Source organism: Streptomyces sp. NPDC052101, assembly GCF_040680235.1.
Classification (GTDB): domain Bacteria; phylum Actinomycetota; class Actinomycetes; order Streptomycetales; family Streptomycetaceae; genus Streptomyces.
The window spans coordinates 238,348-262,274 of record NZ_JBFAWH010000001.1 but is presented as its reverse complement, the minus strand read 5'-3'; the positions used below and the strand labels follow the sequence as shown (position 1 = coordinate 262,274).

Sequence of the window (23,927 nt, the reverse complement as noted above, 5' to 3'; positions counted from 1 at the left end):
CCGTGGCGCCAGGGCCGGCGGCGGCACACGCTGGGAGCGGAGGCCCAGGAAGGGAGCCGGTGATGACCTCCGCCACCACCACCATGAACGCGGCGCTTCCCGTCGAACACCGTGCACGGCTGATGCGGGTCGCCCGGGAGGTCTCCTTCGAGGCAGGGATCCGCCTGTTCGAGGAGGGGCGGCGCGCCGACCGGTTCTGGATCGTACGCACCGGCACGGTCGCCCTGGACCTACATGTGCCCGGCCGGCGCGCCGCGGTCGTCGAAACGCTCGGGCACGGCGAGCTGATTGGCTGGTCCTGGCACTTCCCGCCGTACCTGTGGCACCTGGGTGCCGAGGCGATGAGCCCGGTGCGGGCGTGGGAGTTCGACGCCGAGTCGGTCCGTGCGATGTGCGCCGAGCACCCCGAGTTCGGCCGGGCGGTCGCGGTCTGGGTCGGCCGCGTGGTCGCCCAGCGGCTGCACGCCTCCCGGGTCCGGCTGCTGGATCTGTACGCCCCTTACGGCAGCGGTGGCCTGCGGTGACCGCCCGGCCCGGCGAGGAGGACGGCATGGGCGGCGGCCCGCACCGGGTGCGTGACGTGATGACGGGTGCCGCCGTCGCGGTGGGCCGGAAGACCCTGTTCAAGGACATCGTCGAGCGTATGGTGCAGTGGCAGGTCAGCGCGCTTCCGGTGCTGGACGGCGACGGCCGGGTGGTCGGAGTGGTGTCCGAGGCCGATCTGCTGCCCAAGGAGGAGTTCCGGGACAGCGATCCGGACCGGCTCACGCAGCTGCGCCGGCTGCCCGACCTGGCCAAGGCGGGGGCGGTGGCGGCGGAGCAGCTGATGAGCGCTCCGGCCGTCACCGTGCGCGCCGACGCCACGCTCGCCGAGGCCGCACGCGCCATGGCGCTGCACACCGTCAAGCGGCTGCCCGTCGTGAACGCGGAGGGCCTGCTCGAAGGCGTCGTCAGCCGGGGCGATCTGCTCAAGGTGTTCCTGCGCCCGGACGGCGATCTCGCCGACGAGATCCGACGGGATGTCATCGACCCCCTCTTCCCGGATCCCGTCGAGCCGGTGCACATCATGGTCACCGAGGGCGTCGCGACCCTGACCGGCCGTGTCCCCTCCGCTGCGGCCGAGCGGATTCCGCTCGCCCTCCGGCTCACCCAAGGGGTCGAGGGCGTGGTGGGCGTGGACTGCCGGCTCACCACGTCCGACCTGGTCTGACGCGCGGCCCCTGGACTGACGCCACACTCCGCCGCTGCCAGCCGGACACCCTCGGCCCGACGCCCGGTATGCCTGGCAGGGCGGGGCCGTACCGACTGCTGCTGACGATGCCGCTTGATCCCGCCGCGGGCCATGACACACGCGGCAGGGGCGAGGCCGGCCCCAGGCGCCACGTTGACGGCGGCGTGGCCGCAGGCTCCCCGGCGGCCACCGCGTCCGCCTTGCGCACGTCCGCGAGGTGCCGCCGCTGCCCGTGGTGGCCCGGGTCGCTCCCGCGCTACGCCTCCTTGGGCAGCCGATCGGCCTCGGCGACGATGCCGACGACCGTCCCGCGTCGTCCAGCACCGGCAGGGCGCTCACCCACCGTGCGTGCAGCGTCTCGACGAGGTCCTTGCAGGCCCCTTCGGTGGCCAGGGCGACGACCCTGCCTGCGGCGGCGGACGCGTGCGCGACAGGAGCCGAGTGGCCCGTCCCGGGGCCGATGCGGTCCGGCGACGGTGCCGAACGCCGATGATCCGGCGCCCCGCCGTCTACGTCGCGGGCAGCGGTACCCGCCAGGCCAGCAGGGCACCACCGCCGGCGGCACGGGACACATCGAGGCACCCGCCCAGCTGTTCCGCCCGCTCGGACATGTTGCGCAGCCCGCTGCGCCGGCCCTCGGCCGGGATGCCGACGCCGCTGTCCGACACCGTCAAGGACACCTGGCGACCGTCGGTCCTCAGCACGACCTCGGCCCGGTCGGCGTGGGCATGCCGGGCGATGTTGGTGAGGGCCTCGGAGAGCACGGCCATGACGTGGTCGGCGATCTCGCGCGGTACGTCGGTGTCGACCAGGCCTTCCATGCGCACGCTCGGGGCGAAGCCCAGCACCGGGGCGGCCTCGCCCACCGCGCGCACGACCCGGGCGCGCAGCCCGCTGCCGGCGGCCCCCTCCCGCGCGCGCAGCCCGAAGATCGTGGACCTGATGATCTTGATGGTCTCGTCCAGGTCGTCGACGGCCCGCAGGACGCGCTCGGAGGCCTCGGGGTGCTCGATGAAGCGGCCCGCGCTCTGCAGGGTCATCCCGGTGGCGAACAGCCGCTGGATGGCCAGGTCGTGCAGGTCGCGGGCGATCCGGTCGCGGTCCTGGAGCACCGCGATCTGCTCGGCGTCCTGCCGGCGCTCGGCCAGTTCCATGGCGATCGCGGCCTGTGCGGCGAAGCCCTGCAGCATCTCGGTCTCCGTTTCCGAGAACATCGCCCGGCCGGTCTCGCGCGCCAGCAGGAGCACGCCTCGGGTACTGCCCTCCGCCGTGCCGATGGGTACGGCGACGGCGGGGCCGAGCCCGGTGAAGCGCGGCGGCTCCGGGGAGATCCGCGCGTCGCTGAGGACGTCGTCGCTGGTGACCGGGGCAGCGGCGGTGTACGCCAGCCCCATCAGGCTGTACTGCACGGGCAGCACCAGACCCCGGTGCGCTCCCGCGTCCGTGCCGACCGCGATCTCGACGGTGAGCGACGCCGTGTCCTGCACCGGCATGGCGACCGCCGCCAGCGCCGAGCCCGCGATCTCCCGGGCACGCTCGGCGATCAGGGTCAGGGACTCGGCACGGGCGCTGCCCGACATCAGGCTGTGGGTGATCTCCGCGTTCGCCCGCAGCCAGCGCTCGCGCAGCCGGGAGTCCTCGTACAGTCGGGCGTTGTCGATGGCCACGCCGGCGGCGACGGCCAGTGTGGACAGCACGGACTCGTCCTCTTCGTCGAACTCGACCCCGCCGCGCTTCTCGGTCAGATACAGGTTGCCGAAGACCTGGTCGCGGACCCGGATCGGGACACCGAGGAAGCTGTGCATCGGCGGGTGGTTCGGCGGGAAGCCGTACGAGGCCGGGTGCTCGGAGATCTTCGCCAGGCGGAGCGGCTCCGGGCGGCGGATCAGCTCGCCGAGGATGCCGTGGCCCTCCGGGAACGGGCCGATCCTGGCGATGTCGTCCTCGCCGACGCCGACCGTGTGGAAGGCGGACAGGGTCCTGCCGTCCGGACCGATGACACCGAGGGCGGCGTACTCCGCGTCCACGAGCACCGCGGCGGCCTCCACGATGGAGTGCAGGGCCTGCTCCAGGTCCAGCTCCCGGCCGACGGCGAGCACCGCCTCCAGCAGGCTGTGCACGCGGTCGCGAGTGCCGCGGGCCGCGTCGATACGGGCCTGCAGCTCCTCCAGCAGCTCGTCCAGCTTCAGCTGCGGCAGCCGTACGCGAGGCCCCTCGCTCCTTGCCACCAGGTTCCTCCAGGTCACCTCACCGGGCGGCCCCGGACCGGCCGGGTCCTCCACCACCGTATCCGCCATCGGCGGGCGCCGGTGCGAGAGCAGGGTGCCTCGGCCGGCCGGGCAGGGACCGGACCCCGTGGTGGGGCCGGACGCGGCGTCGATCACACGGTGATACGGCGCCGGGTGACGGTGAAGGGAGCGATGCGCACTCACAGGGTGCGAGAGCCTTCGGCCCACGGGCGCCGTAGGCCCTTGCCGGGTACCGGAGTTGTTCCCTCCCGTGCATCGCCGGCAGGGCGCGGCACTCGCCCGGACCGGGCCGCATGAACTCCGGCAGCGGTCCGGGGCGCTCCTCCGGATACCGCAGGCAGGAGGCGGCTGCCCCGGCGCGTGCGGCCGTCCGGCATGCGTCGCGCCTCTCCTCTCAGGACGCGGGGACGGCCACTTCCGCGTGCTGCTGCCCGCCGAGGACCACCTTGAGCGCGCCGGTCTCGGCGGCCTTGGCGAAGACCTCGTACGCCTCCTCCATCTGCCCCAACGGGAAGGTGTGGGTGACCAGTTGCCCGGTCGGGAGCCGGCCGGCGGCGGCCATCCGCAGCAGCGTCGGCGTGGAGTAGGTGTCCACCAGGCCGGTCGTGATGGTCACGTTCCTGTTCCACAGGTCTTCGAGGTGGAGCAGGGCGGGCTTTCCGTGCACGCCGATGTTGGCCACGTGTCCGCCGGGGCGGACGACACGGGTGCACAGCCCGAAGCTCTCCGGGACGCCGACCGCCTCGATGACCACGTCCGCGCCGAGCCCGCCGGTCAGATCCGCGACCAGCTGGTCCGGTGCCTCGCGCCCATCGGCCACCGCGTCGGCACCGAGCCGCCGGGCGGCCTCCAGCCGGGCCGGGACCAGGTCGACGGCGATGATCCGCTCGGGCGAGAACAGGCGGGCCGTGGCGACGGCCGCGAGCCCGACGGGGCCGGCGCCGACGACGGCCACGGTGTCGCCGGGCGACACACGCCCGTTGAGGACACCCACCTCGTACGCGGTCGGGAAGATGTCCGCGAGCAGGACGGCGTCCTCGTCGCGGAGCGTGGCGGGCAGCGGGTGGACGGACAGATCGGCGTGGGGCACGCGGACGTACTCGGCCTGAGTGCCGTCGATCAGGTGGCCGAGGATCCAGCCTCCGCCGCCCCGGCACTGGCCGTAGGCGCGCTCCCGGCAGAAGCGGCACCGGCCGCAGGAGCTGATGCAGGACAGCAGCACCCGGTCGCCGGGCCGTACGGTGCGCACGTCGCCGCCGATTTCGACGATCTCGCCGACCGCCTCGTGGCCGAGCACCGTGCCGGGGCGTACCTCGGGCACGTCGCCCTTGAGGATGTGCAGGTCCGTCCCGCACACGGTGACGGCGCCGACCCGCACGATCGCGTCCGTGGGCGCCTTGACGGCCGGATCCGGGACGTCCTGCCAGGACGCCTCGCCGGGACCATGGAAGACGAAGCCTTTCATGCCGCTCCTCACCCCTTCTGGAACTGCCCCGCACGTCCAGCCTGCGGGCTGTCCGAGGGGCCGCGCTTGGGCCGACCGGCCCCGGCGAGGTCCAGGTGGCCCCTGGCCCGTGCCCGCGGTGCGGACACACGCTGGAAGCGGCACAACAGCCCCCGTACAAGCCCTCGCACGAGCCGCCGACGGAGTCGCCATGTACGGCAGTACCCGCATCGTCAGCGACGTCATGACCCACACGGTCGTCGCCGTGGGCCGGCCGGCGCCGTTCAAGGAGATCGTGCAGCTGATGCGGGACTGGCGGATCAGCGCCCTGCCCGTCATCGAGGGCGAGGGACGGGTGGTCGGCGTGGTCTCCGAGGCAGACCTGCTGCCCACGGAAGAGCTGCGGGACGCCCCGGGAGACGGCTACACCCGCCTGCGCCGGCCCGCCGACCTGGCCAAGGCGGGAGCGCTCACCGCGGCGGACCTGATGTCCTGCCCCGCGATCACGGTACGGGCGCACGCCACCCTCGCCGAGGCCGCACGGCTCATGGCCAGGAACGGCGTCAAGAGGCTTCCCGTGGTCGACGACCACGGGCTGCTGGAGGGCGTCGTCAGCCGCGCCGACCTCCTCAGGGTCTTCCTGCGCGCGGACGAGGACATCGCCGAGGAGGTCCGGCGCCGCGTCGTCGCGTGGCTCCTCCCGCCGCCCGGCTCGGCCGTCCAGGTGGAGGTGCACGACGGCGTCGTGACGCTCGCCGGCCGGATCCGCGACACCGCCCTGGTCCCGGTGGCCGCGCGCCTGGTCCGGGCCGTCGAAGGCGTGGTCGACGTGGAGTTCGACCTCGCGCACGGCCCGCTGGACGCGAGGGCCGACCGGAGCGCCGCCGCCCGGGGAGTGGGGCCGGTCGGCCCTGGTGCTCCCGCTGCCCAGGCGTGATGATCGGCCTCGTGGACAGCCGCAGTCCGCCCGCCCCCGGGGAACGAGAGGTCACGATGACCGAGACACGTACCTTCACGGAGCAGAACCCGATCCGCGTGTTCCTGCTGGACGACCACGAGGTCGTACGGCGCGGCCTGGCCGACCTGCTCGACGCCGAACCGGACATCTCCGTGGTCGGCGACGCGGACACCGCCGAGCACGCCCTCGCCCGTGGCCCCGCGCTGCGCCCGCACGTCGCCGTGCTCGACGTGCGCCTGCCGGACGGCGACGGCATCTCCGTCTGCCGGGAGCTGCGCAGCCGGATGCCGGAACTGGCCTGCCTGATGCTGACGTCCTTCGACGACGAGGACGCCCTGCTCGACGCGATCATGGCGGGGGCGGCCGGCTATGTCCTGAAGCAGATCAAGGGCTCCGACCTCGTCTCGGCGGTCCGCACGGTCGCCTCCGGCCAGTCGATGCTGGACCCGGCGACGACCGCGCGCCTCATGCGGTCCCTGCGCGCCGACCCGGCCGGGCCACCGTCCCTGCCGCCGGAGCTGGCAGGCCTGTCGCCACGCGAACGGGACATCCTCGCCCTGATCGGCGACGGCCTGACCAACCGCGAGATCGGCAAGAAGCTGTACCTGTCCGAGAAGACCGTCAAGAACCACATCTCCCGGCTGCTGGCCAAGCTCGGCGTGCAGCGCCGGGTCCAGGCGGCGGTCCTCGGCTCCCACTTCAACTCGCCAGGCTCCGCACGGAACGCTACGCGCTGAGCGCCGCCCGCGACGGTTCTTTCTTTATCAGATCGGATCGGATCGGATCGGATCGGCCGCTCGCGCCGCCCGCCGCCCCCTTCGTCCCGGGCCGGCGCCGGTGCCGCATGGTCGCGCACACCGCGTTCACCCGGCCGGGCGCCCGTGTCCCGCGAATGGGGTCCGGCCGCGCGCGCCGCGGCGCCGTGCGGGCTGTGATGGCAGCGAGGGCACGCCCCCCGTGCCCCGTACCCGTGACGCCGTCCGGCAGTGCCGCCGCACCGCCCGTCCGGTGCCCGCCGCACCGCCGTACGGTGCTCGACGCTCCGACCCGCCGGTGCCCGGGCACCGCCGTACCGATGCCCGGCGCACTGCCGACCGGTGTCCGGCGTACCGCCACCGACCCGCCGTGCCGCCGAGGAGCCCGTCTCATGCGCCGCACCGTCCGTGCCCTGTCCGTCGCCTTCGCCGCCGGTGCCGCGCTCGCCCTGGCCGGGCCCGCGGCGTCGGCCGCCGAGGTCGGCCCCGGCCCCGCGTCCCCGACCCACGCCGTCGCCCCCAGCGGCGTTCCCGACGGCGTTCCCGGCCTCGCCCCCGCCGGTGTCCCCGGCCCGTGCGCCGCGCCGCAGCAGTGCGCCGGGGCGTACCAGGACGGCCCCGCTCCGTGCCGGGACGGCGAGCCCTGCCCGGACGGCGTGGCCTGCAAGGGGGGTGAGCCCTGCCAGGACGGAGCCGACTGCCGCGGCCCGGAGCCCTGCCCGGGCCCGGACGGTGGGGCGGCTTGCAAGGGTGGTGAGTCGTGCTCGGACGGTGGGGCGGCTTGTAAGGGTGGTGAGTCGTGCTCGGACGGTGGGGCGGCTTGCAAGGGTGGTGAGTCGTGCTCGGACGGCGGGGCGGCTTGCAAGGGTGGTGAGTCGTGCCCGGACGGCGCGGGCTGCAAGGCGGGCCGGCCCTGCCAGGACGGCGCCGGCTGTACGGCGGGGGAGACCTGCCCCGGCCGGACCCCGTGCCGTGAGGCCGGCCAGTGCCAGGGCGGCGGCCACGCGTGCGCCGACGCCGGTGCGGGCCCCGAGGCCTGCTCCGACGACGGCCACTCCTGCGCGCAGACCCACGACCAGCCCTGCCTCGCCGGCCACACCTGCGGCGGCCCGGCGGGCCCCGATGACCGGCAGGTCCACGGCACCGACGGATGCGACCCCGCCGCCGCGGAACACCCGCCCACCGTGCAACACGGAGTCGAGGCCGGCGCCGGAGGCAGCTTCACCGACTCGGTTCCGGCCCTCGCCGCAGGCGCCGCCTTCATCGCCGCGGCCTGCGCCGGCGCCGGCTACCGGCTGTACGGCCGTCGGCTGCACGGCTGTCGGGCCGCCGCGGACGGACGGCCCACGGACATGTGACCGGGACAGCGCCGCCACGCCCATGGCGGCCCGCCCGGTGGGTACACACCCTCACGAGAACACCTCCAGACACGCCCCGGCCGACCGACACCTCAAGCCACGGACACACCCGGGTCAGAGACCCCCGGCACCCAGCAGCCCACGACGACACAGCCCGCCCCCGGCCGACACGGACCGGACCGGCGGCATACCCACCACACCCACCAGGACCGCGGAGGCGGACATGCGGCTGACGGACCCCGAGGGACACGGCCCGGTCCGCTACGGCCCGCCGCTGCCCGGCGACGGCCTCCCCGTGCTCCCCGAACTCACCGCCGTACTCGCCGCCGCGGCGGGCCGCGCCGACGCCCAGCCCGTCGGCGGCGCCCCCGCCCTCCTCGAAGCGGCCTGCGGCTACTGGACCCGGCGCGGACTGCCGACCGTCCCCGACCAGGCGGCGGCCGGCCCCGGCGCCCCCGCCCTGCTGCTCGCCCTCACCGCCGCGCTCGCCGGGGACGACGCCGACGTCCTCGTCCCCCGTCCCTGCGCCGCCTGGTGGGCGCCGTACGCCCGGGTGCTCGGCCGGCCCGCCTACCACGTGCCCACGCCCGCCGAGAGCGGCGGTGTCCCCGACCCCTACGCGCTGCTGGAGACCGTCCGCCGGGTCCGCGCCGAGGGCGGCGAGCCCCGGCTGCTCGTGCTGTCCGTCGCCGACGATCCCACCGCCACCGTCGCCCCGCCCGAACTGCTGCACGAGACCGTCGAGGCCGCCACCGCCGAAGGACTGCACCTGGTCAGCGACGAGACCTGGCGCGACACCCTGCACCACCTCCACGACACCGTTCTGCTCAGCCCCGCCGAGATGCGCCCGGACCAGGTCACCGTCGTCACCGACCTCGCCGGATCCCTGCTGCCCCCCGGCTGGCCCGCCGCCGTCGCCCGCTTCCCGGCCACCGAACCCGGACGACACCTCCACGCGCGCGTGCTCGACATCCTCACCGCGCTCGGCGCCCGCATCGCCGCACCCGTCGCCGCGGCCGCCGGCTACGCCCTCGACGAACCCCCGCCCGTCACCGAGCGCCGCGAGGCCGCCGTACGGCTGCACGCGCGCGTGGCCGCCGCCGCGCACGCCGCCGTCGTCGCCGCCGGCGCGCTCGCCCGCCCCCCGCAGGCCGGCCGCCATCTGTACGCCGACCTCGGCCCGCTGCGTGAACCCCTCGCCGCACAGGACGTCGGCGACGCACAGGAGTTGGAGGACCTGCTCACCACCCGGCTCGGCATGCCTGCCCCCGGCGGCCACCGCTTCGGTGACGACCTCGGGGCGCTGCGCGTACGACTCGCCACGGGCCCCCTGCTGGGCGCCACGGACGAGGAACGCACGGAATGCCTCACCTCACCCGCACCGTTGGAACTGCCACATGTGCAACGCGCGTTGATCTCCTTGACGTCGGTCCTCGACGATCTCCGCGACGACGCTCAGCGACGGGAGCCGCCTCGATGACGCAGCAGACGCACGAGCCCGAGACGCACGAGCCCGAGACGCACGAGTCCACCACGCCTGAGACCGCAGAGCCCGAGCCCGGACCGGCCCCGACGACGACCGCGACGACCACGAGGCCCCAAGCCGCTCCGGTGACCGCACCGCCCCACGGCACCCGCCCGCCGACCCTCTCGGCACCCGCACCCCCTTTCCCCCCGCTCGCCGAGCCCCGCCCGCTCGGCGAACACCGTGTGTGGCCGCGCACGTTCCACGACCGGCTCACCGCCCCGCTGCCCGGCCTCAAGGCCCTCGCCCGCTTCGCCCGCGAAGGCGCCGTACGCCCCGGCGCGGACGGCCTCGCCGACATCCACCGGCTCCCCCGGGAGCCCGCTCCGCTGCCGCGTGTCGGCACCCGCACCCTCGCCGTCACCTGGGCCGGGCACGCCAGTTGGGTCGTCCGGATCGGCGGCCTGACCGTCCTCACCGACCCCGTCTGGTCCCGCCGTATCCTCGGCACGCCGGAGCGCATCACCCCCGTCGGCATCCCCTGGGAAGCCCTGCCGCGCATCGACGCCGTCGTCATCAGCCACAACCACTACGACCATCTCGACGCCCCCACCCTGCGCCGACTCCCGCGGGACACCCCGGTGTTCGCACCGGCCGGCCTCGGGCGCTGGTTCCGTCGCCGCCGCTTCACCCGCGTCACCGAGCTGGACTGGTGGGAGGGCGCCGAACTGTCCGGCGTCCGCTTCGACTTCGTGCCCGCCCACCACTGGTCCAAGCGGACCCTCACCGACACCTGCCACAGCCTCTGGGGCGGCTGGGTCCTCACCGACGCCGACGGACAGCGCCTCTACTTCGCCGGCGACACCGGCTACGGCCACTGGTTCTCCCGCATCGGCCGCCGCTACCCCGGCATCGACCTCGCCCTCATGCCCATCGGCGCCTACGACCCCCGCTGGTGGCTCAGCGACGTCCACTGCGACCCCGAGGACGCCGTCCAGGCCACCCTGGACATCGGCGCCCGCCGCATGGCCCCCATGCACTGGGGCACCTTCATCCTCTCGGCGGAACCGGTCCTGGAACCGCTCACGAGGGCGCGGGCGGCCTGGGAGAAAGCGGGGCTGGAGCGCAAGGACCTGTGGGATCTGCCGGTAGGGGCTTCAAAGGTGCTCGAGTGAGGCCCGAAGCGGACCGGAACCCCGACGGCAGTGCCGGAACCCCAACGGCACTACCGGAACCGCCGCACCACACCCGGCATGGCACTGATCATCACCGTCAGTCCCACCGCCACCACGACCCCCTCCCACGGCTCCTCGAACAACGAGCCCCCCAGAATCCCGATCACTTGATACGTGGCCGCCCAGGCCAGACACGCAGGAAGGTTCCCCCGGGCAAACCGCCTCGACGGCCAATCCGCCATCAGACAAGCCAACATCACCGGTAGCCGCCCCGCAGGGACCAGCCGGGACAGCACCAGCACGGCAACCCCGTGCCCGGCCAGCTTCTCCCGTGCCGACGCCAGCCGCTCCTTTGGCGCCCGGCCCCGGATCGCCTCCAGCCACCGCGACCCGCCCCGCGACCGCATCCCGCGCCGCCCCAGCCAGTACAGCGCCGCATCCCCCAGGAACGCCGCCAGTGACGCCGTCACGAACACCAGGGCCAGCGAGAACGGCGCCGTCTGATGGAAGGCCACCACCGCCGCCGAACTCACCAGCGCCCCGGTCGGCACCACCGGCACCAGCGCCCCGAACAGCACCAGCAGGAACAACGACGGGTAGCCGATGGCCTGTTGCGTGGACTCCGGCGGCACGGTCGACGGGGAGGCGGCGGCGAGCACCGCCACACAGGCCGGCCATCTCACCGCGCGACCTCCAGCCGCACGCTCTCCCCGTGCCCCAGCTTGTGCACGGCCACCCCCGGTGCCGCCCGGGCCGCCAGCCGTACGAACTCCTCACCCGGCGCGTGGAACTCGTGCGGACGTACCGCGTCCATCCCGATCGGCCAGTACGTCCCGTAGTGCACCGGCACCGCGGCCCGCGGCGCCAGTCGCGCCAGCGCCAGCGCCGCCCGCGCCGGATCCAGATGCCCCGCACCGAGGAACGGCCCCCAGCCGCCCACCGGCAGCAGTGCCACGTCCACCGGCCCGACCTGCTCGGCCATCGCGTCGAACAGCCCGGTGTCCCCGGCGAAATAGGTCCGCGCCTCGCCCTGGACGACATAGCCGAGCGCGGGTGAGCGGTGCGGTCCGACGGGCAGCCGCCGCCCGTCGTGCAGCGCCGGCACCGCCCGCACCAGCAGCTCACCGATCCGCACCTCGTCCCCGGGCGCCACCTCCGTCACCCGCAGCTGCCGCAGCCTGCGCAGACCCGGCACCGCCTGGGGCGCGCCCCGGGGCACGAGCAGGCGCGTGCCGGGGGCGAGATGGGCCAGCGAGGGCAGATGGAGATGGTCGGCGTGCAGATGCGAGACGAGTACCAGGTCCGCGCGACGGGCCCCGGCCGGCGGCAGGGCACCCCGGCGGCGCCGCAGATGCGCCAGCCGGCGGGCGAACAGAGGATCGGTGAGCACGCGTATGTTCGCGTCCTCGACCGTGCAGGTGGCGTGACCCCACCAGGTGATCTCCACCGGCACCCTGTTCGCCTCCTTCACGCGACTCCCCGAAGCCTACGGGCAGGAGTAGGGTCAGCGGCGAAACCCGGAGGTGAGGGGGGACGCCATGGGACAGCTGCGGGGTTCCTCCGACACGCCCACGACGGTGCCGCCGGTGCGGGTCACCGCCATCGCGAGCCTGACGCCCCTGGAGGAACTGGAAGCGGACCCCTTCCTCGTCGACTCCCGCAGCCAGCACGCCATGTGCGCGCGCTGGGCCGCCGAACGCGGATACGTCATCGCCCGGGAGCTTCTCGTCGGCGGACTGCGCTTCGACCACAACGCACTGTGGGACGGCGTGCGGCCCGGCGTGGACGTCTTCGTCGCACCCAGCCTCCGCGTGCTCCGGCGGGCCCTGTCCTCGGTCGAGGCGTTCACCGCCGAGTGCGCGCGCCGCGGTGTACGCGTGGAGACCGTGGGACGCGCCGAACCGGCGTACGACGCGCAGATGAAGGCACGCGTCCACCGCCGGCTGTCCATGCCGACGGCGGGCTACGACGGCCGCTGACCCCCCTTTGCCGGACCGGCGTCGGCCAGGCCCCGCTCGCTCAATTGCGCCCGTTTCGATACGACCCGAGCGCGCCGCGCCGGTATGACAAGGTGGAGGGCGGCCCGCCGGGCCGACGAGGCGAGACGGGGTCCCTCCCGCCCAAGGGGCGGGGGAGGGACCGGACGTGAGGTGTACGAGGGGTGCGAGGCGTGCGGTGGCGGCGGGTCGCCAGCCAGATCGGGCGGAGCGTCGCCGTATGGGCGGTCTCCACCCTCACCATGCTGGTTCTCGCCGCTCTCCTGCCCGACTTCCAGCTCCAGTCCGCCGACGGCGACAGCGCCACCCGTATCGCCGTCACCGCCGCCTGCGGCGCCGGTGCCTTCGGTGTGCTGTCGGCCGTGGTCTGGCCGCTTCTGGTCCGGCTTCTGCTGCTCGTCCCCGCCCTCGTGCTCGGCCTGCTGGTCTTCTTCCTCAACGGCTCCCTGCTGCTGCTCGCCCTGCGCATCAACCCCTCCGGCCGTGGTGCCGCCGCCCCCGAGACCGCCGTGATCGTGGCCGCGGTGATGTCCGCCGTCGCCTCGGCCACCGGCGCGGCCCTCGCCGTACGCGACGACGAGACCTACCGGCGCCGGCTGCACCGCCTCGCCGCCCGCCGCCGCAGATCCGACCCGCCCTGTCCCGTCACCCCCGGCCTGGTCCTAGTCCAGCTCGACGGCGTGGGCCACGACGTCCTGGCGGACGCGGTCGGCAAGGGCCTGATGCCCACGGTCGGCCGCTGGCTGGGCGCGTGCGGCACGGAGCAGACCACCGTCCGCGTCCCTGCTGCGCGTGCGGGTGGCACGGAGCGGACCGCCGTCCGCGTCCCCGCGCATGCGGACGGCGCGGAGCAGACCGTCGATGCCGTCGCCGCCCATGGGGACGGCGCACCGTCGGCCGGCCACCGCCCGGAGCCGACCCACCGCCTCACCCGCTGGCGCACCGACTGGTCCAGCCAGACCGGCGCCAGCCAGCTCGGGATCCTCCACGGCAGCACCTTCGACGTGCCGGCGTTCCGCTGGTACGAGAAGGACCGCCGTGAGGTGATGGTGTGCAACCGGCCGACGAGCGCCGCCGAGCTGCAGCGCCGCGCCGTCCGGCGTACCGGCGACGGCGGACTGCTCACCGCGGACGGCGCGAGCCGCGGCAACCTGTTCAGCGGCGGCGCCGGCGAACAGGCCCTCGTGCTGTCCATCGCGGCCCGCCGCCGCAACCGGGAGAACCGTTCCCGTGCCGGTTACTTCGCCTACTTCTCCGACCCCGCGGGCGCCGTCCGCACCGCCCTGTCCTTCGTCGCCGAGGTGGTCCGTGAGATCGGCGAGTCCACCCGGGCCCGGCTGCGGGGGGAGCGGCCGCGGGTGAGCCGCGGCGGTCTGTATCCGTTCGTCCGCGCCTTCGCCACCGTCGTCGAGCGGGACGTCGTCGTCGCCGCGGTGATGGGCGACATGCTCGCCGGCCGCACCGCCGTCTACGCCGACCTCGTCGCCTACGACGAGGTCGCCCATCACTCCGGCCCGCACAGCCGGGACGCGGAGAAGGTTCTCCAGCGCCTCGACCGTTCCCTCGCCCTGATCGAGCGGGTCGCCGAACACGCCCCCCGCCCCTACCGCGTCGCCGTCCTCTCCGACCACGGGCAGAGCCCCGGCGAGACCTTCCGCGCCCGCTACGGCCTCACCCTCGGCGATCTGGTCCGGGCCGGCTGCGGACTGCATGTGCCGCGCCGGGCGGATCAGACGCACAGCGGTGCCGAGGCCCGGGCCGCCGTCCGTGCCGCGCTGCGCAGGCCCGTCGAGGAGGAGAAGAGCGACCGGCGCCGGGCGGCCCGCGGCACCGAGCCGATCGTGCTGGCCTCCGGCAACCTCGGCCTGGTCTCCTTCCCGGACGTGCCCCACCGCATGACCAAGGAAGAGATCGACGCCCGCCACCCCGCGCTGCTCACCACCCTCGCCAACCACCCCGGCATCGGCTTCCTGCTGGTGCGCAGCGAGAAGCACGACGGCGTGGTGCTGGGTGCCCACGGCGCCGAGATCCCGCTCGCCCGGCTGGACGCCGAACCGGGCCCGCTGGCCCGTTTCGGTGCGGGTGCCGCCGACGCGGTCCGCCGCACCCACTCCTTCCCGCACGCCGCCGACATCATGGTGAACTCCGCTCACGACCCCGACGACGGCGAGGTCCTCGCCTTCGAGGAGCAGATCGGCTCCCATGGCGGTCTCGGCGGCGCCCAGTCCCACCCGTTCCTGCTGGCGCCGCTGGAGCTGTCCGCACCGGTCGGGGAGGGGGAGGGGGAACTGGCCGGTGCCGAGCAGGTGCATCGCGTCCTGCGCCGCTGGCTGCACGAACTGGGCGCCGCGCAGGTCCCGCTGACCGCCGACGAGGAGCAGGAGAAAGCGGCCTGACCTCCGCGGGAAGCCGGCCGGAACGCGACGTCACCTCCCGTTCACCGCGTGTGGGCCGGTCTTCGGAGTGCGAGGGGCCCGGATGTGATCGGATAGGGGCACGGACATCCCCCGTAACGGGACCCGAAGCGAAAGGAACCATCGTGGCCACCACGCGCACCGCGCACACCGTCTGGGACGGCAACCTGCTCGAGGGCAACGGCGTCGTCACCTTCGACTCCTCCGGCATCGGCCGGCAGCCGGTCACGTGGGCCTCGCGCTCCCAGGACGCGAACGGCAAGACCAGCCCCGAGGAGCTGATCGCCGGTGCCCACTCCAGCTGCTTCTCCATGGCCCTCTCGCACGCCCTGGCCGGCGCCGGTACGCCGCCCACCCGGCTGGAGACCAAGGCCGACGTGACCTTCCAGCCGGGCGAGGGCATCACCGGCATCCACCTCACCGTGCGCGGCGAGGTGCCGGGCCTGGACGCGGAGGGCTTCGCCTCGGCCGCCGAGGACGCCAAGAAGAACTGCCCGGTCAGCCAGGCCCTGACCGGTACGACGATCACCCTGACGGCCGAGCTGGCCTGAGGTCCCGTAGGTCCCGGTGCCGCGTCCCGCTCCGAGGGGCGCGGCATCGCCGTATCCGGGCACCCGGGCATTGACAGGGCCGCGGGCACGTCTTGTGCTGGGAGTGCGGCAGGCACCCGGGCGGAAGGGGACGAACCATGGCACGCGCGGTCGGGATCGATCTCGGGACGACGAACTCGGTGGTGGCCGTCCTGGAGGGCGGCGAGCCCACCGTCGTCACCAACGCGGAGGGCGCGCGGACCACACCGTCGGTGGTGGCGTTCGCCAAGAACGGCGAGGTGCTGGTCGGCGAGGTCGCCAAGCGGCAGGCCGTGACGAATGTGGAGCGCACGGCCCGCTCGGTGAAGCGGCACATGGGCGATGCGGGCTGGCGCTTCCCGGACAGCGGTTCCATCGACGGCACTCGCCTGCGCGCGCAGGAGCTGTCCGCGCGGGTGCTGCAGAAACTGAAGCGGGACGCGGAGGCCTACCTCGGCGAGGACGTCACGGACGCGGTGATCACCGTACCCGCGTACTTCGACGACGCCCAGCGGCAGGCCACCAAGGAGGCAGGCGAGATCGCGGGTCTGAAGGTCCTCAGGATCATCAACGAGCCGACCGCCGCCGCCCTCGCCTACGGCCTGGACCGCGGCGAGGAACAGACGGTGCTGGTCTTCGACCTCGGCGGTGGCACCTTCGATGTGTCCCTGCTGGAGATCGGCGACGGCGTCATCGAGGTGAAGGCCACCAACGGCGACACCCATCTCGGCGGCGACGACTGGGACCAGCGGGTCGTCGAGCATCTGGTGAAGAAGTTCAAGGGGGGTTACGGCATCGATCTGGCCGCCGACAAGATGGCGGTGCAGCGGCTGCGCGAGGCCGCCGAGAAAGCCAAGATCGAACTGTCGTCGTCCTCGGAAACCTCGGTCAACCTGCCCTACATCACCGCCTCCGCCGAGGGCCCGCTGCACCTGGAAGAGAAACTGACGCGGGCTCAGTTCCAGGAGCTGACGGCCGACCTGCTCGACCGCTGCAGGAAACCGTTCCACCAGGCCGTCCAGGACGCCGGGATCCAGCTGTCCGCGATCGACCACGTCATCCTCGTCGGCGGCTCCACCCGGATGCCCGCCGTCACCGACCTGGTGCGCGACCTCACCGGCAAGGACCCGCACAAGGGCGTCAACCCCGACGAGGTGGTCGCCGTCGGCGCCACCCTCCAGGCGGGCGTCCTGCGCGGCGACGTCAAGGACGTCCTGCTCCTGGACGTCACCCCGCTGTCCCTCGGCATCGAGACGAAGGGCGGCATCATGACCAGGCTGATCGAACGGAACACCACGATCCCCACCCGCCGTTCGGAGATCTTCACCACCGCCACCGACAACCAGCCCTCGGTCGGCATCCAGGTCTACCAGGGCGAACGCGAGATCGCCGCCTACAACAAGAAGCTCGGCGTCTTCGACCTCACCGGGCTGCCGCCGGCCCCGCGCGGCGTCCCGCAGATCGAGGTCGCCTTCGACATCGACGCCAACGGGATCATGCACGTCTCCGCCAAGGACCTCGCCACCGGCCGCGAGCAGAAGATGACCGTCACCGGCGGCTCCGCCTTGCCCAAGGACGACATCGACCGCATGATGCGGGAGGCGGAACAGTACGCCGAGGAGGACCGCGAACGCCGCGAGGCCGCCGAGACCCGCAACCAGGCCGAGCAACTCGTCTACCAGACCGAGAAGTTCCTCCGTGACAACCAGGACCGCGTGCCCGCCGACACACGCGGCGAGGTCGAGGCGGCCGCCGCGGAACTGAAGACCCTGCTGGACCAGAACGCCGACACCACCGCCCTGCGCACCGGCGTGGAGAAACTCGCCACCGTCAGCCAGAAAGTGGGCCAGGCCATGTACGCGAACGCCTCCTCCACCGGCCAGGCCGCGCAGGAGCAGGAGAGCGAGCGCACGGCCGACGCGGACGGCGTGGTCGACGCGGAGATCGTGGACGAGGACAAGGACGCCAAGTAAGGCGCGACCGAGGACCCGGCGAGGGCCCAGCCGGCGTGGATCGCGGGTGCGGTGGACGATGTACGGCCGGAATGCGGGGCAGGGCGCCCCACAGGAGTGTCGTCATGGGTGCACGCCGGTGCTGTCGGTCGGCAGCGTGGCGCACACGGCATCCAGGACGGCCGCGTACGGCGTTCCGTAACCGGTCAACCGTGTACGCAACCGCTCCAGGCCGTCGCGGTATTCGGTCAGCAGGCCGGTGTCACCGGTCCGCGCGGTGAACTCCAGCACCGCCGGCAGGAAGTCCGGCAGCTCCTCGCCGCTGAACCGGAGTCCGTGCGCGCGGTAGACGTCCTTGAAGCGGGCCAGGGACATACCCCGCCGGCGGGTGTCACCGTCGTGCCACCAGCTCAGATACAGGCTGTGCCGGTTCTTGAAGTCGAAGACCCGCACGTAGTGCGCGGCCAGCTCCGGCAGCGGGGTGACGGCCGCGTGGTCGGTGAACGCCCGCAGCTGCGGGGCGGCTTCGCGCAGCAGCGGCAGCCGGGCCATCAGGTCGCCGTCCGGGTAGGTCAGGCAGAGCGCCGCCGCCTGGTACAGCACCGCGTCCGAGGGCATCAGACCTCCTTGGCTTCGCCGGCGACGCCCGCACCGGGGCGGCGTCCCCGGCGGTGAACACCTCCGCCAGGTACACCAGCGGGATGCGCAGGGTGTCCGTCACGTGCGCTCCCTCGGCTCACCTCATGGTCAGCAACCTAGAGGCGAGCAGGGGACGGCACCTGTTCACAGACCCGTACGGGTCATCAGGGCCACCGCACGCCGCACCGCACCGGCCGCGGGGCACCCGTACGGGTCACCGCTTGACGGCCACCCCCGCGTACACCGGCACGACCCCCTCCGCCTGGACCGTCACGTCCTTTGGCTCCGGGCGCCAGCCGTGGACCGGGATGACTCCGGGGCCGAGCAGGTCGAGGCCGGTGAAGAAGCGGGAGAACTCGGGCAGGGTGCGCGGGTGGAACGGCGTGCCGCCGCGGCGGAACAGCTCGGCGGCCCGGGCCACGCCCTCGGGGCTCAGATCCTGCGTGACCTGGGACAGGATCAGGAAACTGCCGGGTGCGAGATGCCGGACGTAGGTCTCGACCAGGCCGTACACATCGTCCTCGGCGTCCGACAGATAGTGGGTCAGCGCCACCAGCGACAGCGCGACGGGCCGGGCGAGGTCCAGGGACTGGCCGGCCTGCCGCAGGATGGCGCCGGGATCGCGGACATCGGCGTGGATGTAGTCCGTGCTGCCCTCCGCGGAACTCCGCAGCAAGGCCTCGGCATGCCGGAGCACGATCGGGTCGTTGTCCGCGTAGACCACCTTCGACTCCGCTGCCACCTGCTGCGCCACCTGGTGCAGATTGGGCTCGGTGGGGATGCCGGTGCCGATGTCGAGGAACTGCCGCACCCCGGCCTCGGCCGCCGTACGGACGGCCCGGTGCATGAACCGCCGGTTGGCCCTCGCCCCGCGCACCGCCGTGCCGTCCGCGGCGAGGATCTTCCGTGCCAGCTCCTCGTCCACCGGGTAGTTGTCCTTGCCGCCCAGCCACCAGTCGTAGACCCGGGCGGGGTGCGGACGGCTGGTGTCGATCGGCACGGCCGCGGAATCGGCTCCAGTCATGAGACGTGTCCCCCAGGGGTCGGTCCGTACGGGATGTCAGAGAGTCGCCCGGAACTCCCGCAGCAGGGTCCGCGTGCGCTGCGTCGACGCGGCCCGCGCCGTCATGTGGTCCAGCACCTCCAGGTGCGCGGAGACCTCATGGCGGGAGTCCAGATAGAGCGCGCCGGTCAGATACTCGGTGAACACCATGTCCGGCAGCTCCGGCTCGGCGAACCGGAACAGCGTGAACGGCGCGTACGTCCCCGGATGCGGGCCCGCCGCGAACTCGGCGACCTGCAGCGTGACCCGGTCCCGCTCGGCGTACTCCAGCAGCTTGTCCAGCTGGCCCCGCAGTACCTCGGGGCGTGTGCTCACCGGGCGTCTGAGCACCGTCTCGTCCATGATCACCCACAGGTGGGGCGGATCGTCCCGCTCCAGCAGCCGCTGGCGCTCCATGCGCAGCGACACATGCCGTTCCACGGTCTGCGGCGAGGTCTGCCCGATCGTGCCGGCCTCCAGCACCGCTCGTGCGTACGCCTCGGTCTGTAGCAGGCCGGGGATGAAGTGCGGCTCGTAGGAGCGGATGATCCGCGCGGCACCCTCCAGACTGACGTACAGGCTGAACCAGTCGGGGAGCACATCGTGGAACCGCTGCCACCACCCCGGCTGGTTCGCCTCCTCGGCCAGCCGCACGAACGCGGACGCCTCCTCCTCGGCCACCCCGTAGGTGTCCAGCAGCACCTGCACGTACGGGATCTTCAGCGCGACCTCGGCCATCTCCATCCGCCGCACGGTCGCCGACGCCACCCTGAGGACCCGGGCGGCCTCCTCCCGGCTGAGACCCGAGGCCTCGCGCAGTTCCTGCAGCCGTTTGCCGAGCACCACCTGGCCCACGGTGGGCGCAGCCCGCCGCTCACTCACGCCACGCCCTCCCCTACGCGCCGAGGTACCCCGGCAGTCTGCCATGTGATCCCTTTTCGCACACGGTTCCGAGGGGATCAGGGGTGCCGCGGGAGCGGTCAACCGGCCAGGGTGCGCAGATACTTGGCGGTCGCCGGGTCGGCCGGCAGAAACGTCTCGATGGCGAGTTCGGCGACGGTGACGTCCATCGGCGTGTTGAACGTGGAGATCGACGACACGAACGACAGGATCCGGCCGTCGTGCTCGATGCGCAGGGGCAGCGCGAAGTACGCGACGGGCTCGGCCGGCTCGTCGTCCTGCGCGTCCTCGGGCACCGGGTAGCCGGCCACCTCCTCGTACAGGGCGCGCAGCTCGTCCGAGCGCTGCAGGGCGATCTGCCGCTCCATCTGCGCCAGCAGATGCCCGCGCCACTCGCGCAGATTGCGGATGCGCGGCGCCATCCCCTCCGGGTGCAGAGTCAGCCGCATCGCGTTCGGCACCGGCGTCATCAGCTTCTCCGGCACGCCCTCCAGCAGCATCGCGATGCCCCGGTTCGCGGCGACGACCGTGTAACCGGCGTCCACCACCAGCGCCGGGTAGGGCTCGTAGCCCTGGATGAGGCGCTCCATGCCGTCGCGCAGCGCGTCCAGTGCCGGGTCGTCCAGCGGGGTCTCCGGGTAGTGCGGGGCGTAACCGGCCGCCAGCAGCAGCGAGTTGCGCTCCCGTACCGGCACGTCCAGATGCTCGGCGAGCCGCAGCACCATCTCCTCGCTCGGCCGGGACCGGCCGGTCTCGATGAAGCTGATGTGCCGGGCCGAGGAGTCGGCGCGCAGCGCCAGCTCCAGCTGGGAGACGCGGCGCCGCTCCCGCCAGGCGCGCAGCAGCGGGCCGACGCCCCTGTCGGCGGCGGGGGCGGGGGCGGACGCGGCGGGGCCGGTGGCGACAATGGTCATACATCCGACCGTAGTCGAGGAGTTGCTTCAGTTGCGCAGGAACGAGCCGTGGCCGAAGCCGTGGCGGACGTCGTCCCCCCAGGCCTCCCTTCAGTCCGCGGCCGTGTACCGGGCCAGGGTCCGTGGCTGTCTCCTCGGCGGCGCGGTCGGTGACGCCCTCGGCTACCCCGTGGAGTTCTCCTCCCTGGACCGGATCCGCGCCACGCACGGTCCGCGCGGGGTAACCGGTTTCGTACCCGGCGCATTCGGCGCGATCGGTCTGATCAGCGACGACACCCAGATGACCCTGTTCACCGTCGAGGCCCTGATCCAGGCGCACGCAGGGCAGCGCGAGAAGGGCGCCGGCGGCGCCTGGCCCCTGCTGCTGCGCCAGGCCTACGAGCGCTGGCTGGAGACACAGTCCAAGCCGGGCCCGGAGCAGCCGGCACCGCGGCAGCCCGGCGCACCGGCGGGCGTACCGGCCGGAGTACCGGGCGGCGGTCTGGTCACCGAGGCCTGGCTGTACGCCCGTCGCGCCCCCGGCAACGCCTGTCTGTCCGGCGTCGCCCAGATGTACGCGCCCGACCCCGCACTCCCGCTCGACGGCACACCGGGCGAGGTCAACCCCGACTCCAAGGGCTGCGGCACGGTCATGCGCTCGGCCCCCTTCGGTCTGGTCGGCCCCGCCGACCTGTCCTTCGCCATGGCCGCGCGCGGCGCCCAGATCACCCACGGCCACCCCACCGGCTACTACGCGGCGGGCGCGCTCGCCGCGATCGTGGCCCACCTGGTCGCCGGGGACTCCCTGGAGGGCGCGGTGCTGCGCACGCTGCGGCTGCTGCAGCGGCACCCCGGCCACACCGAGACCGCGGACGCCCTGCGCGGGGCCCTGGACCTCGCCGCAGACGGGGCGCCCACGGCCGAGAAGGTGGAGTCCCTCGGCGCGGGCTGGGTCGCCGAGGAGGCCCTCGCCATCGGTGTCTACTGCGCGCTCGCCGAGCCCGGTCCCGAGCAGGCGCTGCTGCTGGCCGTCAACCACTCGGGCGACAGCGACTCCACCGGCTCCATCTGCGGCAACCTGCTGGGCGCGCTGCACGGCGACACCGGCCTGCCGCACGCCTGGGTCGCCCGGGTGGAGGGCCGGGACCGCATCGCGGCGCTTGCCGACGACTTCGCGGCGGAGTGCGCGCAGGGCTGAGACGGGCCCCTGGGCGGGGTGATGACGACGGCCTCGTGGCGGAGTGAGCGCACGGCTGACGTGGCAGGCTGAACTCGTAATCGCTCACCCGGCGTTTCGTACCCGGCGTCCCGCCGCCCGCCGACTCGAAGGGAGCTTGGCCATGGCCGTAGAACCGCTGTCGCAGAAGGAGATCGAGGACCGGCTGGCGGAGCTGCCCGGCTGGTCGGTCGACGACGCCGGCCGGCTCACCCGCTCCTACCGCCTCGGCTCGCATGTCGCGGCGGCGGCGCTGGTCATGCACATCGCCGCCGTCCAGGACGAGCTGGACCACCACTCCGACCTCGGCCTCGGCTACAACACCGTCTCCCTCAGCGTCCACACACACAGCGCGGGCGGCGCACTCACCGCGAAGGACTTCGCGCTCGCCCGCAGGGTGGAGGACATCGCCCCAGGTCACGGCGGACACTGAGGCGCGTGCTCGACTACGACAAGGAAGCGGACGCCTATGACGCGTCCCGCGGCGGCGAGGCCCGTGCCGCGGCGGCCACCCGGGCGGTGCTCGGCCTCGTCCCCGAGGGGCCGGGTCGTCTTCTCGACGTGGCGTGCGGCACCGGCATCGTCACCCGCCGCCTGGCCGCCGACCGCCCCGAGCTGCGCGTGACGGGCGCCGACCTCACCGCCGCCATGGTGTGCAGGGCGGGAGCCCGGCTCCCGGGCGCGATCGTGCGGGCCGACAGCCGCCGTCTGCCCTTCCGCACCGGCGCCGTCGACGCGGTCACCAGCATCTGGCTGCTGCACCTGCCGGACGACCCCGAGGACGTCGGCGCGATCGTCGCCGAGTGCGCCCGCGTGCTGCGCCCCGGCGGTGTCTACGTCACCACCGTCGACAAGGCCGCGGCGCACGACGTCGGCAGCGACATCGACGCCGTTCTCGCCCCCCGCCCGCGCCGCCCCGCCCAGGACGCCGCGGCCACCGTCACCGCGCACGCCGTACGGCACGGGCTCCGGCCGGCCGGCGAGACCGCGTTCCCCGGCGTCGGCCAGGGCCGCAGCCCGCGTGCCACCATCGCCGACCTGCGCCGCGGCTGGTTCACGCTGCTGCCACCGGGCGAGGCGCGCACCGAGGAGTTCGCCGCGCGCCTGTCCCGTCTTCCGGACCAGGACCGGCCGCGCCCCGACCCGGTGTTCGCGGTGCGCGCGTTCCGGAAGCCGGCAGCGGGTTGACGGCCTGCCGGAGGATCCGCGGCGGCCGGCTATCCGGCGGAACCGCCCTCCTGCCACTGTCGCACCGCCGTGCGCACGGCCTCCTCGTCCTCCAGGGCATGGGCACCGGATGCGCCCGCGGCGCCGAGAACCAACTCACCGTCGGTCACCAGCACACCCCCGGCCCACGGGACGAAGTCGCCGCCGTAGAGGTGCTGGATGCTGTCGACGATTCCTGCGGGCAGGTCGATCTGGCCGGACGGCTTCAGCGCGAGCAGCGCGGTGCGCGCCTTGGCCACGGCGATCCGGCTGGTCATGGGCATGCCTCCGTCGGCCCGCCGCAGGGCGATCACCTCTCCGGCGACGTCGACGACGGCCACCGCCGGCGGCGGGAAACCGCGCTCCGCACCGACCGCCAGGGCGGCTTCGACCACCCGATCCGCCTCGGCCGGCCTCAGCCCGGGAAGACGTGGAGTGTCAGACATGACCACGAAATTATCGGC

Annotated in this window: 23 protein-coding genes and 1 pseudogene; 14 read left to right on the top strand and 10 right to left on the bottom strand. The window is 73.7% G+C overall.

Annotated elements, in window-relative coordinates:
* Positions 1-62 precede the first annotated feature (62 nt).
* The gene (locus AB0L75_RS01165) at positions 63-524 is read left to right on the top strand and encodes a cyclic nucleotide-binding domain-containing protein (protein WP_365173659.1); all 462 of its coding nucleotides are present in this window, start codon (positions 63-65) and stop codon (positions 522-524) included.
* Between the two features lie 26 nt (positions 525-550).
* On the top strand, positions 551-1,210 hold the full coding sequence (locus AB0L75_RS01160) for a CBS domain-containing protein (RefSeq protein ID WP_365174823.1): 660 nt from the start codon (positions 551-553) through the stop codon (positions 1,208-1,210).
* 530 nt (positions 1,211-1,740) lie between these two features.
* Here the strand turns inward: AB0L75_RS01160 and AB0L75_RS01155 are convergent.
* Positions 1,741-3,459, bottom strand: a complete 1,719-nt coding sequence (locus AB0L75_RS01155) for a GAF domain-containing protein (RefSeq protein WP_365174821.1) — start codon at positions 3,457-3,459, stop codon at positions 1,741-1,743.
* Between the two features lie 415 nt (positions 3,460-3,874).
* Entirely contained in the window at positions 3,875-4,945 is a 1,071-nt protein-coding gene (locus AB0L75_RS01150; protein WP_365173657.1) for a zinc-dependent alcohol dehydrogenase family protein, read from the bottom strand.
* 190 nt (positions 4,946-5,135) lie between these two features.
* On the opposite strand from AB0L75_RS01150, the gene AB0L75_RS01145 reads away from it, so the two are divergent.
* From AB0L75_RS01145 to AB0L75_RS01125, 5 genes are all read left to right on the top strand, one after another.
* Positions 5,136-5,861 carry a CBS domain-containing protein gene (locus AB0L75_RS01145; protein ID WP_365173655.1) on the top strand — a complete coding sequence of 242 codons (726 nt, stop codon included), beginning with the start codon at positions 5,136-5,138 and terminating at the stop codon, positions 5,859-5,861.
* Between the two features lie 56 nt (positions 5,862-5,917).
* Positions 5,918-6,619 (top strand): response regulator transcription factor, encoded by a 702-nt coding sequence (locus AB0L75_RS01140; protein WP_365173653.1) that lies wholly within the window; start codon positions 5,918-5,920, stop codon positions 6,617-6,619.
* A gap of 410 nt (positions 6,620-7,029) precedes the next feature.
* A complete protein-coding gene (locus AB0L75_RS01135; protein ID WP_365173650.1) occupies positions 7,030-7,995 on the top strand; it encodes a hypothetical protein in 966 nt (321 codons plus the stop codon).
* A 223-nt stretch (positions 7,996-8,218) separates the two neighbouring features.
* Positions 8,219-9,475, top strand: a complete 1,257-nt coding sequence (locus AB0L75_RS01130; protein WP_365173648.1) for an aminotransferase class I/II-fold pyridoxal phosphate-dependent enzyme — start codon at positions 8,219-8,221, stop codon at positions 9,473-9,475.
* Positions 9,358-10,635, top strand: coding sequence for an MBL fold metallo-hydrolase (locus AB0L75_RS01125; RefSeq protein ID WP_365173646.1), 1,278 nt, complete (start codon positions 9,358-9,360; stop codon positions 10,633-10,635). Before AB0L75_RS01130 ends, AB0L75_RS01125 begins: the two co-directional genes overlap by 118 nt.
* Positions 10,636-10,685: 50 nt before the next feature.
* On the opposite strand, the gene AB0L75_RS01120 is transcribed toward AB0L75_RS01125, so the two are convergent.
* Both AB0L75_RS01120 and AB0L75_RS01115 read right to left on the bottom strand, forming a co-directional pair.
* A complete protein-coding gene (locus tag AB0L75_RS01120; RefSeq protein ID WP_365173644.1) occupies positions 10,686-11,300 on the bottom strand; it encodes a VTT domain-containing protein in 615 nt (204 codons plus the stop codon).
* A gap of 14 nt (positions 11,301-11,314) precedes the next feature.
* A complete protein-coding gene (locus tag AB0L75_RS01115) occupies positions 11,315-12,088 on the bottom strand; it encodes an MBL fold metallo-hydrolase (protein WP_365174818.1) in 774 nt (257 codons plus the stop codon).
* Between the two features lie 124 nt (positions 12,089-12,212).
* Here AB0L75_RS01115 and AB0L75_RS01110 point away from each other — a divergent pair, with 124 nt between their 5' ends.
* The 4 genes from AB0L75_RS01110 to dnaK all read left to right on the top strand — a co-directional run bounded on the left by AB0L75_RS01110 (position 12,213) and on the right by dnaK (position 17,588).
* Positions 12,213-12,614: a hypothetical protein gene (locus AB0L75_RS01110; protein WP_365174815.1), complete on the top strand. Its 402-nt coding sequence runs from the start codon at positions 12,213-12,215 to the stop codon at positions 12,612-12,614.
* Between the two features lie 182 nt (positions 12,615-12,796).
* Complete coding sequence (locus tag AB0L75_RS01105) at positions 12,797-15,028, top strand: phage holin family protein (RefSeq protein ID WP_365173642.1); 2,232 nt, start codon at positions 12,797-12,799, stop codon at positions 15,026-15,028.
* A gap of 143 nt (positions 15,029-15,171) precedes the next feature.
* Positions 15,172-15,597 (top strand): OsmC family protein, encoded by a 426-nt coding sequence (locus AB0L75_RS01100; protein WP_365173639.1) that lies wholly within the window; start codon positions 15,172-15,174, stop codon positions 15,595-15,597.
* Positions 15,598-15,734: 137 nt separating this feature from the next.
* Positions 15,735-17,588, top strand: a complete 1,854-nt coding sequence (dnaK, locus tag AB0L75_RS01095; RefSeq protein ID WP_365173637.1) for a molecular chaperone DnaK — start codon at positions 15,735-15,737, stop codon at positions 17,586-17,588.
* 102 nt (positions 17,589-17,690) lie between these two features.
* Here the strand turns inward: dnaK and narJ are convergent, their stop codons facing one another.
* The 5 genes and pseudogenes from narJ to AB0L75_RS01070 form a co-directional block, all read right to left on the bottom strand.
* A complete protein-coding gene (gene narJ / locus AB0L75_RS01090) occupies positions 17,691-18,185 on the bottom strand; it encodes a nitrate reductase molybdenum cofactor assembly chaperone (protein ID WP_365173634.1) in 495 nt (164 codons plus the stop codon).
* A 22-nt stretch (positions 18,186-18,207) separates the two neighbouring features.
* A pseudogene (locus AB0L75_RS01085) lies at positions 18,208-18,282 on the bottom strand (hypothetical protein); the annotation flags it as partial.
* A gap of 138 nt (positions 18,283-18,420) precedes the next feature.
* Complete coding sequence (locus tag AB0L75_RS01080; RefSeq protein WP_365173632.1) at positions 18,421-19,230, bottom strand: SAM-dependent methyltransferase; 810 nt, start codon at positions 19,228-19,230, stop codon at positions 18,421-18,423.
* A gap of 36 nt (positions 19,231-19,266) precedes the next feature.
* Complete coding sequence (locus tag AB0L75_RS01075; RefSeq protein ID WP_365173630.1) at positions 19,267-20,130, bottom strand: helix-turn-helix transcriptional regulator; 864 nt, start codon at positions 20,128-20,130, stop codon at positions 19,267-19,269.
* A gap of 98 nt (positions 20,131-20,228) precedes the next feature.
* Complete coding sequence (locus AB0L75_RS01070; RefSeq protein WP_365173628.1) at positions 20,229-21,062, bottom strand: helix-turn-helix transcriptional regulator; 834 nt, start codon at positions 21,060-21,062, stop codon at positions 20,229-20,231.
* 103 nt (positions 21,063-21,165) lie between these two features.
* Here AB0L75_RS01070 and AB0L75_RS01065 point away from each other — a divergent pair, with 103 nt between their 5' ends.
* From AB0L75_RS01065 to AB0L75_RS01055, 3 genes are all read left to right on the top strand, one after another.
* Positions 21,166-22,239, top strand: coding sequence for an ADP-ribosylglycohydrolase family protein (locus tag AB0L75_RS01065; protein WP_365174813.1), 1,074 nt, complete (start codon positions 21,166-21,168; stop codon positions 22,237-22,239).
* A gap of 142 nt (positions 22,240-22,381) precedes the next feature.
* Positions 22,382-22,690, top strand: coding sequence for a 4a-hydroxytetrahydrobiopterin dehydratase (locus AB0L75_RS01060; protein ID WP_365173626.1), 309 nt, complete (start codon positions 22,382-22,384; stop codon positions 22,688-22,690).
* A 5-nt stretch (positions 22,691-22,695) separates the two neighbouring features.
* Positions 22,696-23,445 carry a class I SAM-dependent methyltransferase gene (locus tag AB0L75_RS01055; protein ID WP_365173623.1) on the top strand — a complete coding sequence of 250 codons (750 nt, stop codon included), beginning with the start codon at positions 22,696-22,698 and terminating at the stop codon, positions 23,443-23,445.
* Between the two features lie 29 nt (positions 23,446-23,474).
* Here AB0L75_RS01055 and AB0L75_RS01050 read toward each other — a convergent pair whose 3' ends face one another.
* Positions 23,475-23,909 (bottom strand): heme-binding protein, encoded by a 435-nt coding sequence (locus AB0L75_RS01050; protein WP_365173621.1) that lies wholly within the window; start codon positions 23,907-23,909, stop codon positions 23,475-23,477.
* Positions 23,910-23,927: the final 18 nt, after the last annotated feature.

What these genes read in the sequence shown, in the direction of transcription:
- AB0L75_RS01125 (WP_365173646.1), top strand. Translation starts at nt 9,358, where the DNA reads ATGCCTCACCTCACCCGCACCGTTGGAACTGCCACATGTGCAACGCGC.
- AB0L75_RS01160 (WP_365174823.1), top strand. Translation starts at nt 551, where the DNA reads ATGGGCGGCGGCCCGCACCGGGTGCGTGACGTGATGACGGGTGCCGCC.
- AB0L75_RS01150 (WP_365173657.1), bottom strand. Translation starts at nt 4,945, where the DNA reads ATGAAAGGCTTCGTCTTCCATGGTCCCGGCGAGGCGTCCTGGCAGGAC.
- AB0L75_RS01050 (WP_365173621.1), bottom strand. Translation starts at nt 23,909, where the DNA reads ATGTCTGACACTCCACGTCTTCCCGGGCTGAGGCCGGCCGAGGCGGAT.
- narJ (WP_365173634.1), bottom strand. Translation starts at nt 18,185, where the DNA reads ATGCCCTCGGACGCGGTGCTGTACCAGGCGGCGGCGCTCTGCCTGACC.
- AB0L75_RS01080 (WP_365173632.1), bottom strand. Translation starts at nt 19,230, where the DNA reads ATGACTGGAGCCGATTCCGCGGCCGTGCCGATCGACACCAGCCGTCCG.
- AB0L75_RS01140 (WP_365173653.1), top strand. Translation starts at nt 5,918, where the DNA reads ATGACCGAGACACGTACCTTCACGGAGCAGAACCCGATCCGCGTGTTC.
- AB0L75_RS01060 (WP_365173626.1), top strand. Translation starts at nt 22,382, where the DNA reads ATGGCCGTAGAACCGCTGTCGCAGAAGGAGATCGAGGACCGGCTGGCG.
- AB0L75_RS01130 (WP_365173648.1), top strand. Translation starts at nt 8,219, where the DNA reads ATGCGGCTGACGGACCCCGAGGGACACGGCCCGGTCCGCTACGGCCCG.
- AB0L75_RS01135 (WP_365173650.1), top strand. Translation starts at nt 7,030, where the DNA reads ATGCGCCGCACCGTCCGTGCCCTGTCCGTCGCCTTCGCCGCCGGTGCC.
- AB0L75_RS01145 (WP_365173655.1), top strand. Translation starts at nt 5,136, where the DNA reads ATGTACGGCAGTACCCGCATCGTCAGCGACGTCATGACCCACACGGTC.
- AB0L75_RS01070 (WP_365173628.1), bottom strand. Translation starts at nt 21,062, where the DNA reads ATGACCATTGTCGCCACCGGCCCCGCCGCGTCCGCCCCCGCCCCCGCC.
- dnaK (WP_365173637.1), top strand. Translation starts at nt 15,735, where the DNA reads ATGGCACGCGCGGTCGGGATCGATCTCGGGACGACGAACTCGGTGGTG.
- AB0L75_RS01165 (WP_365173659.1), top strand. Translation starts at nt 63, where the DNA reads ATGACCTCCGCCACCACCACCATGAACGCGGCGCTTCCCGTCGAACAC.